At 60.6% G+C, this 14,045-nt stretch carries 13 protein-coding genes and 1 pseudogene; 7 read left to right on the forward strand and 7 right to left on the reverse strand.

Annotated elements, in window-relative coordinates:
• From IAE77_RS23060 to IAE77_RS23075, 4 genes and pseudogenes are all read right to left on the reverse strand, one after another.
• Positions 1–385 (reverse strand): annotated as a pseudogene (locus tag IAE77_RS23060) (transposase); the annotation flags it as partial.
• A gap of 24 nt (positions 386–409) precedes the next feature.
• Entirely contained in the window at positions 410–1,210 is an 801-nt protein-coding gene (locus IAE77_RS23065; RefSeq protein ID WP_294231830.1) for an IS5 family transposase, read from the reverse strand.
• An 80-nt stretch (positions 1,211–1,290) separates the two neighbouring features.
• Entirely contained in the window at positions 1,291–1,626 is a 336-nt protein-coding gene (locus IAE77_RS23070; protein WP_294231832.1) for a transposase, read from the reverse strand.
• A gap of 152 nt (positions 1,627–1,778) precedes the next feature.
• Positions 1,779–2,513, reverse strand: a complete 735-nt coding sequence (locus IAE77_RS23075; protein ID WP_294231833.1) for an MIP/aquaporin family protein — start codon at positions 2,511–2,513, stop codon at positions 1,779–1,781.
• Between the two features lie 139 nt (positions 2,514–2,652).
• Here IAE77_RS23075 and IAE77_RS23080 point away from each other — a divergent pair, with 139 nt between their 5' ends.
• Positions 2,653–3,414 carry a GDSL-type esterase/lipase family protein gene (locus IAE77_RS23080; protein WP_294231835.1) on the forward strand — a complete coding sequence of 254 codons (762 nt, stop codon included), beginning with the start codon at positions 2,653–2,655 and terminating at the stop codon, positions 3,412–3,414.
• 51 nt (positions 3,415–3,465) lie between these two features.
• Here IAE77_RS23080 and IAE77_RS23085 read toward each other — a convergent pair whose 3' ends face one another.
• The gene (locus IAE77_RS23085) at positions 3,466–4,902 is read right to left on the reverse strand and encodes a hypothetical protein (protein WP_294231836.1); all 1,437 of its coding nucleotides are present in this window, start codon (positions 4,900–4,902) and stop codon (positions 3,466–3,468) included.
• Positions 4,903–5,210: 308 nt separating this feature from the next.
• On the opposite strand from IAE77_RS23085, the gene IAE77_RS23090 reads away from it, so the two are divergent.
• The 5 genes from IAE77_RS23090 (at position 5,211) to IAE77_RS23110 (ending at position 11,784) form a co-directional block, all read left to right on the forward strand.
• Positions 5,211–6,284: an SIR2 family protein gene (locus IAE77_RS23090; RefSeq protein ID WP_294231839.1), complete on the forward strand. Its 1,074-nt coding sequence runs from the start codon at positions 5,211–5,213 to the stop codon at positions 6,282–6,284.
• A 36-nt stretch (positions 6,285–6,320) separates the two neighbouring features.
• Positions 6,321–9,566, forward strand: a complete 3,246-nt coding sequence (locus IAE77_RS23095; protein WP_294231841.1) for a hypothetical protein — start codon at positions 6,321–6,323, stop codon at positions 9,564–9,566.
• Between the two features lie 34 nt (positions 9,567–9,600).
• Positions 9,601–10,392, forward strand: a complete 792-nt coding sequence (locus IAE77_RS23100; RefSeq protein WP_294231843.1) for a TatD family hydrolase — start codon at positions 9,601–9,603, stop codon at positions 10,390–10,392.
• 45 nt (positions 10,393–10,437) lie between these two features.
• Complete coding sequence (locus IAE77_RS23105) at positions 10,438–11,409, forward strand: PmoA family protein (RefSeq protein ID WP_294231845.1); 972 nt, start codon at positions 10,438–10,440, stop codon at positions 11,407–11,409.
• Positions 11,410–11,544: 135 nt separating this feature from the next.
• Positions 11,545–11,784: a hypothetical protein gene (locus IAE77_RS23110; protein WP_294231848.1), complete on the forward strand. Its 240-nt coding sequence runs from the start codon at positions 11,545–11,547 to the stop codon at positions 11,782–11,784.
• A gap of 82 nt (positions 11,785–11,866) precedes the next feature.
• Here the strand turns inward: IAE77_RS23110 and IAE77_RS23115 are convergent, their stop codons facing one another.
• On the reverse strand, positions 11,867–13,405 hold the full coding sequence (locus IAE77_RS23115) for a hypothetical protein (RefSeq protein WP_294231850.1): 1,539 nt from the start codon (positions 13,403–13,405) through the stop codon (positions 11,867–11,869).
• A gap of 101 nt (positions 13,406–13,506) precedes the next feature.
• A complete protein-coding gene (locus IAE77_RS23120) occupies positions 13,507–13,647 on the reverse strand; it encodes a hypothetical protein (protein ID WP_294231852.1) in 141 nt (46 codons plus the stop codon).
• 115 nt (positions 13,648–13,762) lie between these two features.
• Between IAE77_RS23120 and IAE77_RS23125 the strand changes: the two genes are divergently transcribed.
• Positions 13,763–14,045: hypothetical protein (locus IAE77_RS23125; RefSeq protein WP_294231854.1), on the forward strand; the 283-nt coding region annotated here is incomplete at its 3' end.

Below are 14,045 nucleotides of genomic sequence, written 5' to 3' on the forward strand. Positions count from 1 at the left end.
TGAGGGTTGCGAAGGCCAGCCAGTGCATGCCGGTCAGAGTCGAGGCCAGACGCTCGTAGTCTCTTGAGAGGCGCCTGAAGCGAGCCGCCCAGCCAAAGCTCCGTTCCACCACCCAACGGCGTGGCAGCAGCATAAAGCCCTTCTTGGCTTCCGAGAGACTGATCACGTCAAGTCTTATGCCGTGTTGCTGCCCCTGCCTTGCCGCCTCTTCCCCAGTGTAACACTGGTCCACGTAGGCCAGTTCCACGTTGTCTCCGGTGGCCTGCTGTATCTGCGCGGCAAGCTCTCCGACCTGCGCACGCTCGTGTTCGTTCGCCGCCGTCACCTTCACCGCCAGCAGATGTCCCAGGGTGTCCACCGCGACATGCATCTTGCTGCCTTTGCGGCCCTAGGCAGTGTTTGAAAACTCTCAACAGCCGTATCTGAGCCAGTCGATCATCGAGGCGAACTGGATGAGGGAAAGAAAGTGCAAAGCAAGCTTGTCGCGTCGGGTGCTGGCGCAGGCCCAGCGTTTGAGACGGCAGAAGAAGTTCTCCACACGGTAGCGCTGCCGGTAGCGCTGCTTGTTGAGCCTGCGCTTCTTTTTGCGGTTGGATTTGCTCGGGAAGCAGTGCCCGGCCCCAACTTCTTCGAGCTGCTTGCGCAGCTTGTCATCGTCGAAGCCGTTGCCTCGGCTTCGCCTCGCCCTGCGGGCAGCCTGCGGCAGGCTGTCTCGCTGCGCTCGGCTGTCCCCCACCACCATCAAACCGCACGGGTCATCGAGCAGCTCGATGACGTGGTGGCCCTCGTAGGCCTGTCCTTCGATCAAGGAGAGCTTCACCGGCAGCCCGCGCACATCGGTCAATGCCATGATCTTGGAGTTGCGCCCGCCGCGTGTTTTGCTCATGGCCTGGGCAGCAGCTCCGCCTTTGGGGTTGGCGGCGCACTGATGCACCCGCACATGCGTGCCATCGACCAGTCGGATCCTGTTTCGGACCTTGCGGGCCATCCGGGCGAGCATTCGTGTCCATAGACCCTCACGCGCCCAGAGCCTATGCCAGCCGTAGATCGTGCGCCAGGGGCCGAAGCCCTCGGGCAGGTCTCTCCAAGGACCTGCATTGCGCAGGCGGTAGAACAACGCATCAAGCACAATGTCCAATCCTGTCCTGGGTCTGCCTCCCGCTTTCAGCGCACCCTTTTTTTGAGCCGCTGCTTGAGCGGCCCCCACCATGCAAAGCGTTGTTCTTTCATCGGAGCTCCCTTCTACTTCAACTCTCCAAATCCGCCAATCGACAGGTTTTCAAACACGGCCTAGTAGTCGTCATAGCCTGCCCGGCCTCCGCTTTCAGGCGAAGACTGCAAGGTGCGCCCGTCCACGATGGCCGCCGTGGGCCGGGCCTTGCGCCCCTTGGCCAGGCGGGAGAGTTCACGAAGATCATGGGCCATGACCTCAAAGCAGCACGCCTTCATCCAGCGCTGCGCCTTCTGGTAAACATTCTGCCAGGGCGGCAGATCGTGGGGCATCATGCGCGACTGACAGCCGCAACGCACGATGTAGCGCAGCGCGTTGGAGACTTCGCGCAGCGAACAGTCCCGCTGGGCGCGTCTTCCTTCATCAGCACCGGTTAGGGGCGGCAAAAATACCACTCTGCGTCGCTGACATCATTGGTGTAGGCGGCTCTTGGCTTGTTGCTCGAAGGTTCCATCCCAAGCTTATTGCTTGGAACCTCCCCGGCGTATAGCTCTTTTAAAAGTTAATAACAGGTCTAATTTCGCGCGCAGCGATCATAAGACCACACTTACACCACCGGCCACAGCGCCTTGTAAACCAGCGCACCGAGGATGCCGCCGATGATTGGGCCGACGACGGGAATCCAGGCGTAGCGCCAGTCGGAGCCGCCTTTCCCGTGAACGGGCAGGATGAAATGCGCGATGCGCGGGCCGAAGTCGCGGGCGGGATTGATGGCGTAGCCGGTGGGGCCGCCGAGTGACAAACCGATGGCCCACACGATCACGCCAACCAGTGCGGGGGCGAGGCCTTTGTCGAAACCGGAGTTCGGCACCAGATTCGCGGGCGAAAGGATCGCCAGCGCTCCGAGGACGAGGACGAAGGTGCCGATGATCTCGCAGATCACGTTGCTCAAGGTGTTGCGGATGGCCGGGCCGGTGCAGAACACGGCCAGTTTGGCGCCCTGGTCGTCCGTGGCCTTCCAATGAGGCAGATAAGCCAGCCAGACGAGCGTCGCACCGAGGAAGGCGCCGGCCATCTGGGCGGCGATGTAGCCGGGAACGAGCGCCCAGTCGAATTTACCGATCGTTGCCATCGCAATTGTCACCGCCGGGTTCAAATGCGCTCCACTGATCGCATTCGTGCAGTAAACACCGACCGTCACCGCGAACGCCCAGCCTGCGGTGATCACGATCCAGCCGCTGTTGTGCCCCTTGGTTTGTTTGAGCACCACATTGGCGACGACCCCGTCGCCGAGGAGGATGAGGAGCATGGTGCCGAGCAGTTCTGCGAGTGTGGCGGACATGGGAGGAGCGAGGGGTGGTTGGTTGAATTTCGGCGGAGACTATCGGGACGGCCCAAAAAGGGCAAGGGCGGAGCTTGCGGCGGGCTCGTTGAGACTTTGGGATTGTCACTTCATGCGGCTGTGTTCAGACTGGCTGCCCATGAAACTCATCCCAGCCACACTCGCCGCCCTTTCACTCCTCACCACCGTCGTTCATGCGCAGACGCCGCCTCCCGCCGCTCCGGCGGTCAAACTGCCGCCGCAGGCACCGGATGTCGCCGCGCCAAAGCTTGGCCCCGATGGCAAGCCGAATCCTGCCTTCATCGCGGCGCATGAGCGTTTCGTGAAAATCGCCCAGGAAGGCAAGGCGCAGCTCGTGTTCCTCGGCGATTCGATCACCGCAGGCTGGGGATCCAAGAAAGACATCTGGGACAAGGCCTTCGGTGCTTACACACCGGCGAATTTCGGCATCGGCGGCGACCGCACGCAGCATGTGCTCTGGCGCATCCAGAACGGCGAGCTCGAAGGCATCAAGCCGAAGGCCTGCGTTTTGATGATCGGCACGAACAACTCGGCCACCGATTCCGCCGAAGGCATCGCCAAGGGCGTCACCGCCATCGTCGAAACCATCCGGGCCAAGCAGCCGCAGGCGAAGATCCTGCTGCTGGCCGTTTTCCCGCGCGGCAGCAAGCCCGACGGCCAGCTCAACGCGCAGAACGACAAGCTCAAGGAGGTCAATGCGACCATCGCCAAGCTCGACGATGGCAAAAACATCTTCTTCCTCGACATCGGCGGCAAATTCCCGGTCACCGACGGCAAGCTCGACAAAAACGTCATGCCGGACTTCCTCCACCTCTCCGCCGCCGGTTATCAGATCTGGGCGGACGCCATCGGTCCAAAGGTGGCTGAATTGATGAAGTAAGCGAGCAAGTTCCCTTTCATGCGGCGGCAGGGCGGTCATCCCGTCCTGCCGCTATTCTTTTTGCGCGGGCTTCAGCCGGTCGTCATCGAGATCCAGGCGATACAGGAGCTGGTTGTAGTCGTAGCGCGGTGTGGCGACGGGATTCCCGGAGAAAGTCTCGGCGTAGGTGCCTTGGAAGTAGATGATGCGCCCGTCCTGCTGGTCAAAGAAGGCGTGATGGCTCGGGTTGTAGAAGCTGTACTTCGGATGCGTGACGATCTTCACCGCCTTCCGCCACGGGCCCTCGATCTGCGGAGCCTCCAGATACCAGACCTCGCCCAAATAGGAAACGTCGCCGACCTCCTGCACGGCGATCATGATCCAGCGCTCGCGATGCTTGTTCCAGTGCACGCTTCCCGCATGCAGATGCACCGTTTTGCCTGACTTCGCGTCGGTCACCTGCATCAGGGCCTTGTTGGCCGGCATCTTTTTCTCCGCGATGAGCCTCTCCTCGTCCTTTTGCGTCGTCGGTGGCACCGCGTTCTGCCAGACGTATTCGCCGTGTTCGGCGGACCACGCCAGCGCCTCGTAGGCGGAGGTGTTTTGCAGTGACTCGTAGTCCGCCTTCACGCGGGTCATGCTGAACGGGCTGGAGAAATACATCCAGTCGCCGTCCGCGCCCTTCACACGCACGGCATTGTGCCGCGGATGCTGCCACTCAAACTCATCCCCCAGCACCGCGATGCGGCGGAACCGGCCCGTGGATTCGTCCATCTCCGCGATGCCGTGCTCCAGCCGCTTGCCCAGGTCACGCCAGCGGGAGTAGTGGGCCATCAGGTGCTCCTGTTGTTGCACATCCATCACCGTGCACAGGCCGAAGAGCCACACCACGCCCGGCTCCTTCATCGGCAGCATCTTGGCCACGGCATCGCCGCCCTCATCGGTCACATACTCAAAGTGGATGCCGTTCTCCGGGTCCAGGCCGCCTTTGTCCGGCGCATCGCTCCACGCGGCGGTGGAGTGGAAATTGCCCAGCGGATACGTCGTGCGCTGCGTGTCGCCAAAGATCCAGAAGTAGCGCCCCTTCCACGGCACCACCTGCACGGAGTCCTGGCCCATCACATCGGCAAAGAGGTTCGGCCGTGGCAGCGGCGGCTCCTTCCCCAGCAGGGTGCTGTCCCGGTAGATGCCCTGGCCCGTCAGCCGGCACATGCGCTCCGCGATGTTCGTGCGCAGCACCTTCACCTCCGCCGTCTTCCCCGCCTGCGGCGTCAGCCGCACGCCTGCGAAGCCGAAGCCGTCTTTCGGCAGCGCATAACCCGGCCCCTCGACGCTGAAATACGTCACGCGGTCCATCAAACCCGGCTCGTTGAAGGCGATCCAGCCCGCGCTGTCCGTCGTCAGGGCGATCTGGTTCGTCGTCTTCAGCGTGATCAGCGGCACGCCGCGTCCCGTGGTCTCATCGACGACGTGAATGGCGAAGTATTCCTCCGGCGCGCTTTGAACCACGCAGGGCAACAAAAGGACGAGGGGAAGAAAAAGGCAGAACCTCATATTTTCTCACTATCATCGCGAGCACCTCTGGAAAAGAAACTTTGCACAAGGCGTTCTGATTCAACTCCGAACAGCACGCTGGTGATTTTTATCTTGGCATCGGACCGGGGATTTATCAGACTGCACCTATGGGTAAGCAAAGGTGTCATTGCCTGCCACGTCGTTCTCCGCAAGCACTACAACAGTTGCTCGCGTTGGAGCGCATTCCTGAAAAGACGGTGTTTCTGCTTGGTGCTGGTTTCTCGCGTTCAATGGGGGTCCCCATGATGAACGATTTTGTCCCAAAAGGCCTGGAGGTTCTGAAATCGGTGGCTTGGAAACGGGGGGGCAAAGGAGGTGAGCTCATCAGAGAAATCAGCACGCTGGCAAATCGTTACCGCCGGATTCTGAGTTCGGTGATGGGCCGTGAGCCCACTTTGGAGGATTTGTTCAGCTTTGTGGACCTGCTTTATGAGAATGAAGGCAATGATCGAGAACGGTTGACTCGATTTATCGCACATGTCTGTGAAGAGGCTGTTTTGTTGCACGAGCGACACCCCGAGCCTGGATCTTTTGTGCAGCGCTCGCACTTTAATGACACTTGTTTGAGGATGCCAGCGCCGTCGGGGCAGAATGGTGCGGATCAAGGTGTCTGCCTGTTCCAGGCCTTCTTGTCGCAAGTTATGGCCTCACGTCCACACTTGGTTCCCCCGGCATTGAGACGGACTCCAGGATGCGTTGGTTACCAACTGTCCGCCATCATCACTTTGAACTACGACAGGGTGATCGAACGGACAATCGCTCGCATGAGTGATTTGAATGGCAACCAGCCAACCTTGTTTCGCGGACACGGAGTAATCTCGTGTGAGCAACCGCCACAAAGCCGGATGCAGCAGCCGTCACTTCCGTTGATCAAGCTGCACGGATCCATCGATTGGCAGACATGCCCGCATTGCAATGCTGCATGCACTATTTCAACGGGACGTTTGTCCGGACATGTGGTTCGCCCCATGGTCTATCCGACTTGGCAACGTGATCACGTCTCAAACACCGTCTTTGCAAAGATGCTCGACGACGCGCGAATTCATCTGCGACTGGCCTCAAAGATTGTCATAATAGGATACTCTCTGCCGGCCAGCGACCGCTATATCAGCTATCTGCTGGCCGATGCTCTAGACACGGCCGAACCTCCTCAGATTGTCATCGCAAACAGGTGGTCTGACGATGACGCCCACCGACACGTCAAAACCATGATGGGAGGCCGGGCAGCGAAACATTTCGTAAAGAACTACTCCGATGGCCTGAGCGGTCTGGTGCGAGATTACACGCATCCCAGCAGCATGGGGCAATCAAACTAGCGCCCAGTTCACAGCACGAGCAGGAGAATAAATACCATGAAGACGAAACTTCAGGCGTCCGGGGATGAACTGCCAGGAATAAAGTCGTTTCCCAGCGGAATTGCGACGCTTGATGCCCTTCTCTCCTCGAGGCCCGACCATGACTCAAGCGCCGGCTTCGCGCATCATAGTGCCAAGGGATTCATGGGAGTTGTTTTTGGTGCCTCTTGTGCCGGCAAGTCCATCTTGGGTTTGCAACTTGCCTGCCGCTTCGTCACTCATCAAGAGGAGCCACGACTACCAACATTTGCTGTCTTCCTGACCCAGGAATCCGCCGATGTCATCAAGGCCCGGGCAGTTGACGATTTTCGTTTTATCGCAAAAAGCCGTTTCTCTACCCGCCTGCGTGACTTGAAACCAGCGGGCGGCAATGGGGCTGGTAAAGTGGTCGTAGTGGAGATGCCGCTGGAAGAGCAACCGCAGCAGGAAATGCTTATTGAGGTTTTTGAATACATCAATTCCCGCTTCTGCTGCCCTCATCCGACGCTCCGTGGCACAGCGGTCGATGACAAACAGCGCATTCTCATCGTGCTGGACAACGCTGAGACGATTCGCCGGACTGCCTTTGCCAGATTGATCGGTGGAAACATCAAGACTGGCTCAAGCCTGGGGGACAGACGCGCGTTCTGGAAGCGGCTGAAAGCTTACTGCGTGAGGCACAGATTGCGTTCGTGGTTCTGTTTTGAGGTGGAGCCTGCTGTGGGAGGGAGGCGGAATGAAGAACATAAAATAAGCACCGCTCCCGAAACATATGCGGCTGATGCAGTCATTCGTCTCGGTGTGAACACCCACTCCTCAGGTTTCGAAGAACGAAGGCTTGCCATTGTGAAAGCCCGCGACCGTTACTTTCGACGCGGCCAACATCACTATACAATTCACGCATACCGGCCTCCAGGAGCGGCGGTTGACAAGAACGGACCTTTTGCAACACCCGATCGCACAAACACGGGGTTCATCGTTTACCCATCCATTCCAACGCAGTTGCACCGAATGTCCCGGGAGGTCGGAGATCGGCCGGCTCGGCGTGCAGATGGAAGCGGATGCCTCGGCATCGCGGAGATTGATCACGCCGTTAAACTCAGAAATCTAGATGCCAAGATAGGCTATCTTCGCCCTGGCACGGTATCCGTAATTGTTAGCGACCTTGACTCTGCTGGTACTGACCTTGCTTTGCATTTTGTTGCGCAAAGACCGCGCGACTGGCTTTATATTTCATTTCATCATGATCGATCCATGCTGGCAAAAATAGCCGGCAGATACAAAGCCACGGCTGGTTGTCAGACAGCCCTGAGCAGCGAGGAAGATGTTCATTGCCGTTATTTCCCGCCAGAACACATCAGCGAAAGCAAATTGCTTTACGACGTGGACGCTGCGATTCGGGATGTTCAGTCGAGGAATAAGGGTGCAATCAGAGTGGTGGTGGATGATTTATTCGCTCTCGACAGCCGCTTCCCATTGCTCGCCAGCCGGGACAACTTTGTTGCGGCTCTGTTCGAGTTGTTCCGCCAGCGTCAGGTGGTGAGCTTGGTGCTGGACTCTGTTGAGGTCGGCGAAGAAAAGAATCCGGTGGAAAAATCGGTTCCAGCAGGAATGGCCGATCACGTTTTTGTGCTGCGGCACATCACGTTCCAGAACCGTTCCTGCAAGGCGTTCTCGGTGCTTAAACTAGCCGAGTTTGTCGAACCGTCGATCTTCTGGGAGATTTCCCGGGATGATGTTCATGCCAGGCTCAAAGCCGATGCGAGCCGTTTCCAGTTCTTCAAGAAACTGCTCTCAGGGCATCCTGAGCCGGTGAAAATCACGCTGTCGTTGTATGCGGATTCGTCCGATTCCCCTCAACACCGGAACCTGGAATTGCAGCGTCTGATTCTCACCAGCACGTTTGGTCAGCACATCGAAGTGAAACTTTGCCACCCGCAGGATTATGTGCTCTTACAACAGACAGTGGGTCATGCTGGGCTGCCTGTGCTCGGAGACTGCCACATCATTTCAGTGGATGAAATCTGGCTGGAAGATCTGCTCAGGCAGGAGTTGCTGGTGGGTTTTCCACACGGGACGGCGGATCCAGGCGAGCAACCAGCCCACTGGGATACAATCAATTACGTGACCGCTGCCCACGACCTGGCGTGTGAGCGGATGTTGGACTGCCACCCGCAACGCCATCACTATGCCATTCCAGACCGTCAGAACTGCGGAATCATCGCATACTATCCCGCATTGGTTGACCAGAGCTTCTTCGTGAATGCTCCCGTTCCTCAGCCCGGCAGGCGGGCACCTGATTGGGGACAATTGATCGATCTTCAGAACAGATACATTGAGTCACATTGCGAACGACATGGGTTTTCGAGTGAGTACGCGCCGCACAACTATCTCAAGATGGATGCAGCGTTCGTGAAGTCTCAGATCCAAGGTCCGCCCGTTGGTGGCGCTTTCACTTTCAGCATGGAGAACCGTGAGTGCTGCGTGAGCTTCCTGCTGGAGTTGGTGTTGACTCAGTTGACGCGACGGGAAACGCTCGTGACGAAAGAAAGGCGGTTGGACCCGTGCTTGATAGGACGCTGGCAGATGGGACTTCGGACGCTTTTTGAGCTGCTTTCGCCTTGGGATATCTGCCGGCTTGCAGACAGTTGGTTCCGGTCATCCAACGATGAACCTGCCTGTCTCTATTCCAGGCAGTGGTTCACGAGCTGGGGTGCCATTGGCACGCTGTGCCACGGCCTGGAAGTTTTGGAGTTTCCCAAAAGAACGCCGCCGGTTTCTGGCACGTGGTATCTGGCTATGCTCAAGGGCAGTTCTGCCATCAGAGCTGGAAAGGCCTTGATCCGACGGCTTACCGACCCGGAGAGCGAATTGCATCGCTTCAACTACGGAATCGCAATGCCGGTGAACAGGGATTGGTACCTGGACAGCCAGTCTTTGGCTTTGGTGCCGACTCTGCCATATGCGGAGGCACTTTCTGCGCAGGCCGATGCCATTGAGCGAGTACGGAGGCAGCAGGGCTTCGGTAAAGCCTCCTTTTGTGAGATGTTAAGAAAGCAAAGAGCGGTGTTCCATCGCACTACGATAAGCGGCTACTCCAACAAGGTTTCACCGCGGCTCATGGGCATGATAGTGAAGGGCGCTCGAATGCTCAAGAAATTGCGCTGGAACAGGGACCGCGCGGGCAGCTTTCCCGAGGCACAATTGGCCAGCATTGTCGCGGCAACTTTCGATGAGTTAGAGCAATTCCCCGTGGAGTCTTGACTCTACAGTTCCGCGTTCTAAGACACGCAGCTCCATGTTTTTCGATTCCCACACGCACCTCGGCAGCAAGCAGTTCGCGCAGGATCTGCCGGCGGTGCTGGAGCGTGCGCGTGCGGCCGGGGTCAGCCGCATGGTGGCTCCGGCCACCGATCTGACCAATGCGCGTGAGCTGCTGGCGATGGCCGAAAAGGAGCCGGATGTGCGCGTGGCCGTGGGCATCCATCCCTGCGATGTCGATTCCGTCAGCGGCGAGGCATGGATCGACGAGCTGCGCGAACTCGCGCGCCACCCCAAGGTCTGCGCCATCGGCGAGATCGGGCTCGATTACTTCCATGCGCCGCCAGACGGGTTCACGCTGGAGCAGTGGCGGGCGCATCAGGCCACGGTGCTCACCGCGCAGCTCGAACTCGCCGCCCAGGCGAGGCTCAACGTCATCCTGCACAACCGCGAAAGCTGGGAGGACCTCACCGCGCTGGTGCTGCCCTTCAGCGACCATCTGCGGGGCGTGTTTCACTGCTACACCGGCACGTTCGAGCAGGCGCGGCCGCTGCTGGACCGCGGGCATCTGATCTCCTTCACCGGCATCGTCAGTTTCAAAAATCCTGGGGCCATGGCCGACACGGCCCGGGTGGTTCCCGCCGAAGGCTACATGATCGAAACCGACGCGCCCTACCTCGCCCCGGTGCCGCATCGCGGAAAACGCTGCGAGCCGGCCTACGTGGCGGACACCGCACGAGCCATCGCTGCCCTGCGCGGCGAGACGCCGGAGACAGTCGCGGCGGACACCACACGCAATGCACTCGCCTTCTTCCGCGGCTGGGATTGATCTCCGTCGAAAGCATTTCAGACTCGCCACGTTCACTCAACCACCATGAAATTGACCGCCCTCCTCGCCGCCTCGTTGCTGCTCTCCCCCTTCGCCAGCGCTGCTGAATTCACCGTTGAAAAAACCGCCAGCGGCGGTGCCATCGTGAAGGTCGATGGACAGGTCTTCGCCGAATACGTCGTCGATCAGGCGAACAAGCCCTACCTCTGGCCGATCTACGGCCCCACGGGCAAGTCGATGACGCGTTCCTACCCCATGAAGAACGTGGAAGGCGAGAAGCAGGACCACCCGCATCATCGCGGCCTGAATTTCGGCCACGAAAGCATCGGCGGCTACGACACCTGGGCGGAGGCGGCCTCCTTTGGCTCCAATCCGAAGACCAGCGAGCGCATCAAGCACCTCGGCGCCATCAAGCACCGTGAGTTCAAGGAACTCAAAGGCGGCAGCACCGGCGTCATCTACGCGCTGTCCGATTACGTCGATCCCGAGGGCAAGGTCACCATCACCGAGGAGCGCAGCATGACCTTCCAGGTGAAGGGTGACACCCGCGTGATCGACGTGGACATCGATCTCATCGCCTCCCAGGGCAATGTGGTGGTGGATGACAAGAAGGACTCCGGTCTCAGCATCCGCGTGCCTCACAGCATGTCCGTCGATGCGAAAGAGGGCGGCAAGCTCATCAACAGCGAGGGCCAGACCGATGCCGACACCTGGGGCAAGCGCGCGAAGTGGTGCGATTACCACGGCCCCGTCGAGGGCGAGCACCTTGGCATCGCCTTCCTCAATCATCCCAGCAGCTTCCGTCACCCCACGCCCTGGCATTCCCGCACCTACGGCCTGTTCACGGCCAATCCCTTCGGCCTCTCCCAATTGAAGCTCCAGGAGGAGAGCGGTGCCTTCGAATTGAAGCAGGGCGACCGCGTGAAGCTGCGTCACCGCTTCATCTTCCACAAAGGCGATGAGAAGGCCGCGCAGATCGAGGAAGCCTATCAAGACTACGCCAAGGAGACCCGCTGAATGGTCCACAGGCAGCATTCCATCACGGCACGCCTCGCGAGGGGGCGTGCCGTTTTTCTTGCGTGGGCAGGGGGAAATGCGGCCAGACTCCGAGCCGGATGCGAAATCACGGGTGAACCCAAACCACCCACAGTCATGAAACACACCTTGTATCTCCTGGCCTCCGGTCTTCTGCTGACCACCCTGTGCAGTTGCGACACCTATGTGGATGCCGGTGCCCGTGGTCACGCCCACACGCGTCCGGGCTCCTGGAACAGCCACTCCCATCGTCATCACTCGCAATCGCGTTCCGACCACTACTACTCGAACCGCCCGTCCTACCGGTGCTCCGGCTCGTTGTTGAATGCGAACACGAACGTCGGCGTGCGTCTGTGACCGCCGGGGGCGGTGAGACCGTGCGGGCCGGGTTCACAGCCCCGGCCCGCAGTTCCGCCTTGGGTTGATGAGGATGCCTGGCTCACACGCCAAACAAGGCGCGTGCCTCGGCTTGTCCTGCGGCCGGGCGGCCGTATTCGCTGGCTGTGACCCGGGCAAGCGAGAGCAGATGACGCCAGCGAAACGCCGGGCGGGTGCGGTGAAACTCATCCCACGCGGTTTGGAAGTACTTCTCCGCATGCAGGGAGCCGTCCTCGCTCACCGCATGACGCAGCATCACTTCAAAGACGGCCTTGGCGGGCACTCCGGCCGTTCCGCAGCGCTCCACCACGGCGGCGGCATGCCCTTGCAGATTCTGGCGGATGTTTGCATCCAGTTCCGCCAGCAGCCCGGCTGCCTCCTTCGCTGTCACGGCGTTGAGTTGATGCCTGGATGGGACAGGCTGCCATTCGGTGAAGGGCTGGCCCTGCTTGTCCCGTGCGGCCTGCCAGGCGCCCAGGATCAGGCACGCGAAGACATTCCGCCCCTGGCTCGCCTGCGAGAGATTGCGCCATGCGTGGATGGCATCGCAGGCATGCACACCGATGGAGTCTCCATGCACGCTGCCGGGCGGCTTCCCCGGTGCCTCCCATTCTGGCAGCCGGCCGTGATCGCGCAGCAGGAGCTGGTTCGCCGCCAGGGAGATCGCCTCGCCGATGTCGCGGGGGTCAAATCCCTCTGCCAGAGCCGCGGCCACCGCTCCGGCAGCCTCCGCAGGCGTCCCGGCAAAAATGGTCAGGCTCAGCTTCTCCATCACGCCGTCCTCCAGGGGCCGGGTGCCGGGAGTGCGATCCATGAGCCGGTGCTCATCGATCAGCCGCGTCAGCAGGGCGCCATGCTCGTCCCATTCAGGCCGCCGCTGTTTCTCCGCGTTCAGGCAGTAGCGCAGGGACATGCGCAGCATCGTCGTCGCATGTTCGCGGCCCACGAGGTCCAGCAGGTCCCAGGCGCGGTAGGGCAGCGCGGTGCGGTGCACCTCCGGGTTGTCCTGCACGCATTCCAGCAGCGCGTTGAAGCCGGCGTCCGCGCTGTTCCGCATCAAAGTGGCGAAGACCGCCTCCGCCGCCGCTGTGTCGCGGCGTTTCACCGCTTCATGCAGGCCGGGCGGTGTGCCCGTGCCGGCCGCCACCGGATGCAGCACCTCCCCGGCACGGCCGCCGTGCTCCTGGATGCGGTTCGTGTTGCGGTAAAGCACCTTGAAGACCGGCAGCGCCTGCTGGCGGTCCGGCATCAGCGCCGCCATCTGCAGGGCCGGACCCAGCGCCATCAGCGTGTGAAAGCCGATGTAATCCTCCCCGCCGAAGCTGCGTGCGTTCGCCAGCACGCCGGCGGCCACCAGTTGTTTCAATGGGATGCCCTGCTGGAGCTTTGCCGCCAGCGCTGGCTGCAGTTTCGACAGGGGCGTCTCCTGCATGAAGCAGACCAGCGGCTCAAGGCCGCCGAAGGTGAGCGCTGGCGTCGCTTCCTCAGCGGCAGCCGTGGTGATGCCGAGTTCCGCGGCCAGCGTGGGGCCGAGGGTGGCGAGCAGGGTGCCCTTGCCGACATCCGCAAGGAACTCGCGGCGGGATTGCGGTGTGTTCATGGTGAACTCCCAGGTTGGAATCGGCCCGAGTGTCCCGGTTTGCACCGATGAGGTCAATCCTGCTCTTCACCCGTTTTGTAAAGCCTCCGACCCTCCCGCCTTCAAGCCCCTGCCCGCCGCAGCGCCGCGATCAGTTCATTCAGCTTGTCGATCAGCGCCTGGATCACCCAGGGATCGTAATCTGGCGGGGCGCTGGAGCCCAGGAAGTCCACGCTGTTGCTGTTCGCACTCGATCCGGCCACGGTGTCGGCGATCGCATCGGTCAGCTCCGCGGCGGTCCTGGCTATGGCCCGGTCAACTTTGTTAACATGATCTTGCCTTCTGATACCCCAGCCGCTTTCATCGCCCGACTCCCGCATGTCACACCCCATCGCCGAATACCTGCATGAGCTTTGCCTGAGTTCGGGGGTGGGAGTTCCTGAGATCGCCGCCCTGCTCGATCCCGAAACGTCCGTCGAAGGCGTCACCACCCTGAAAGTCCACCCCCACCTCAAAGGCCTCGGCGAGCTGGCGGTGAGTCATGGAGCCATTCCTGGCCCCTCTCAGCCACGGGGCAAGAATGCCCCGATTACCCCCGACCTCGCCATCGCCGCCCGCTGGGGTTACGCGGGCCAAGGCGGCGTCACCATGCCCGGCCCCG

Source organism: Prosthecobacter sp. (genome assembly GCF_014879935.1).
Classification (GTDB): Bacteria; Verrucomicrobiota; Verrucomicrobiia; order Verrucomicrobiales; family Verrucomicrobiaceae; genus Prosthecobacter.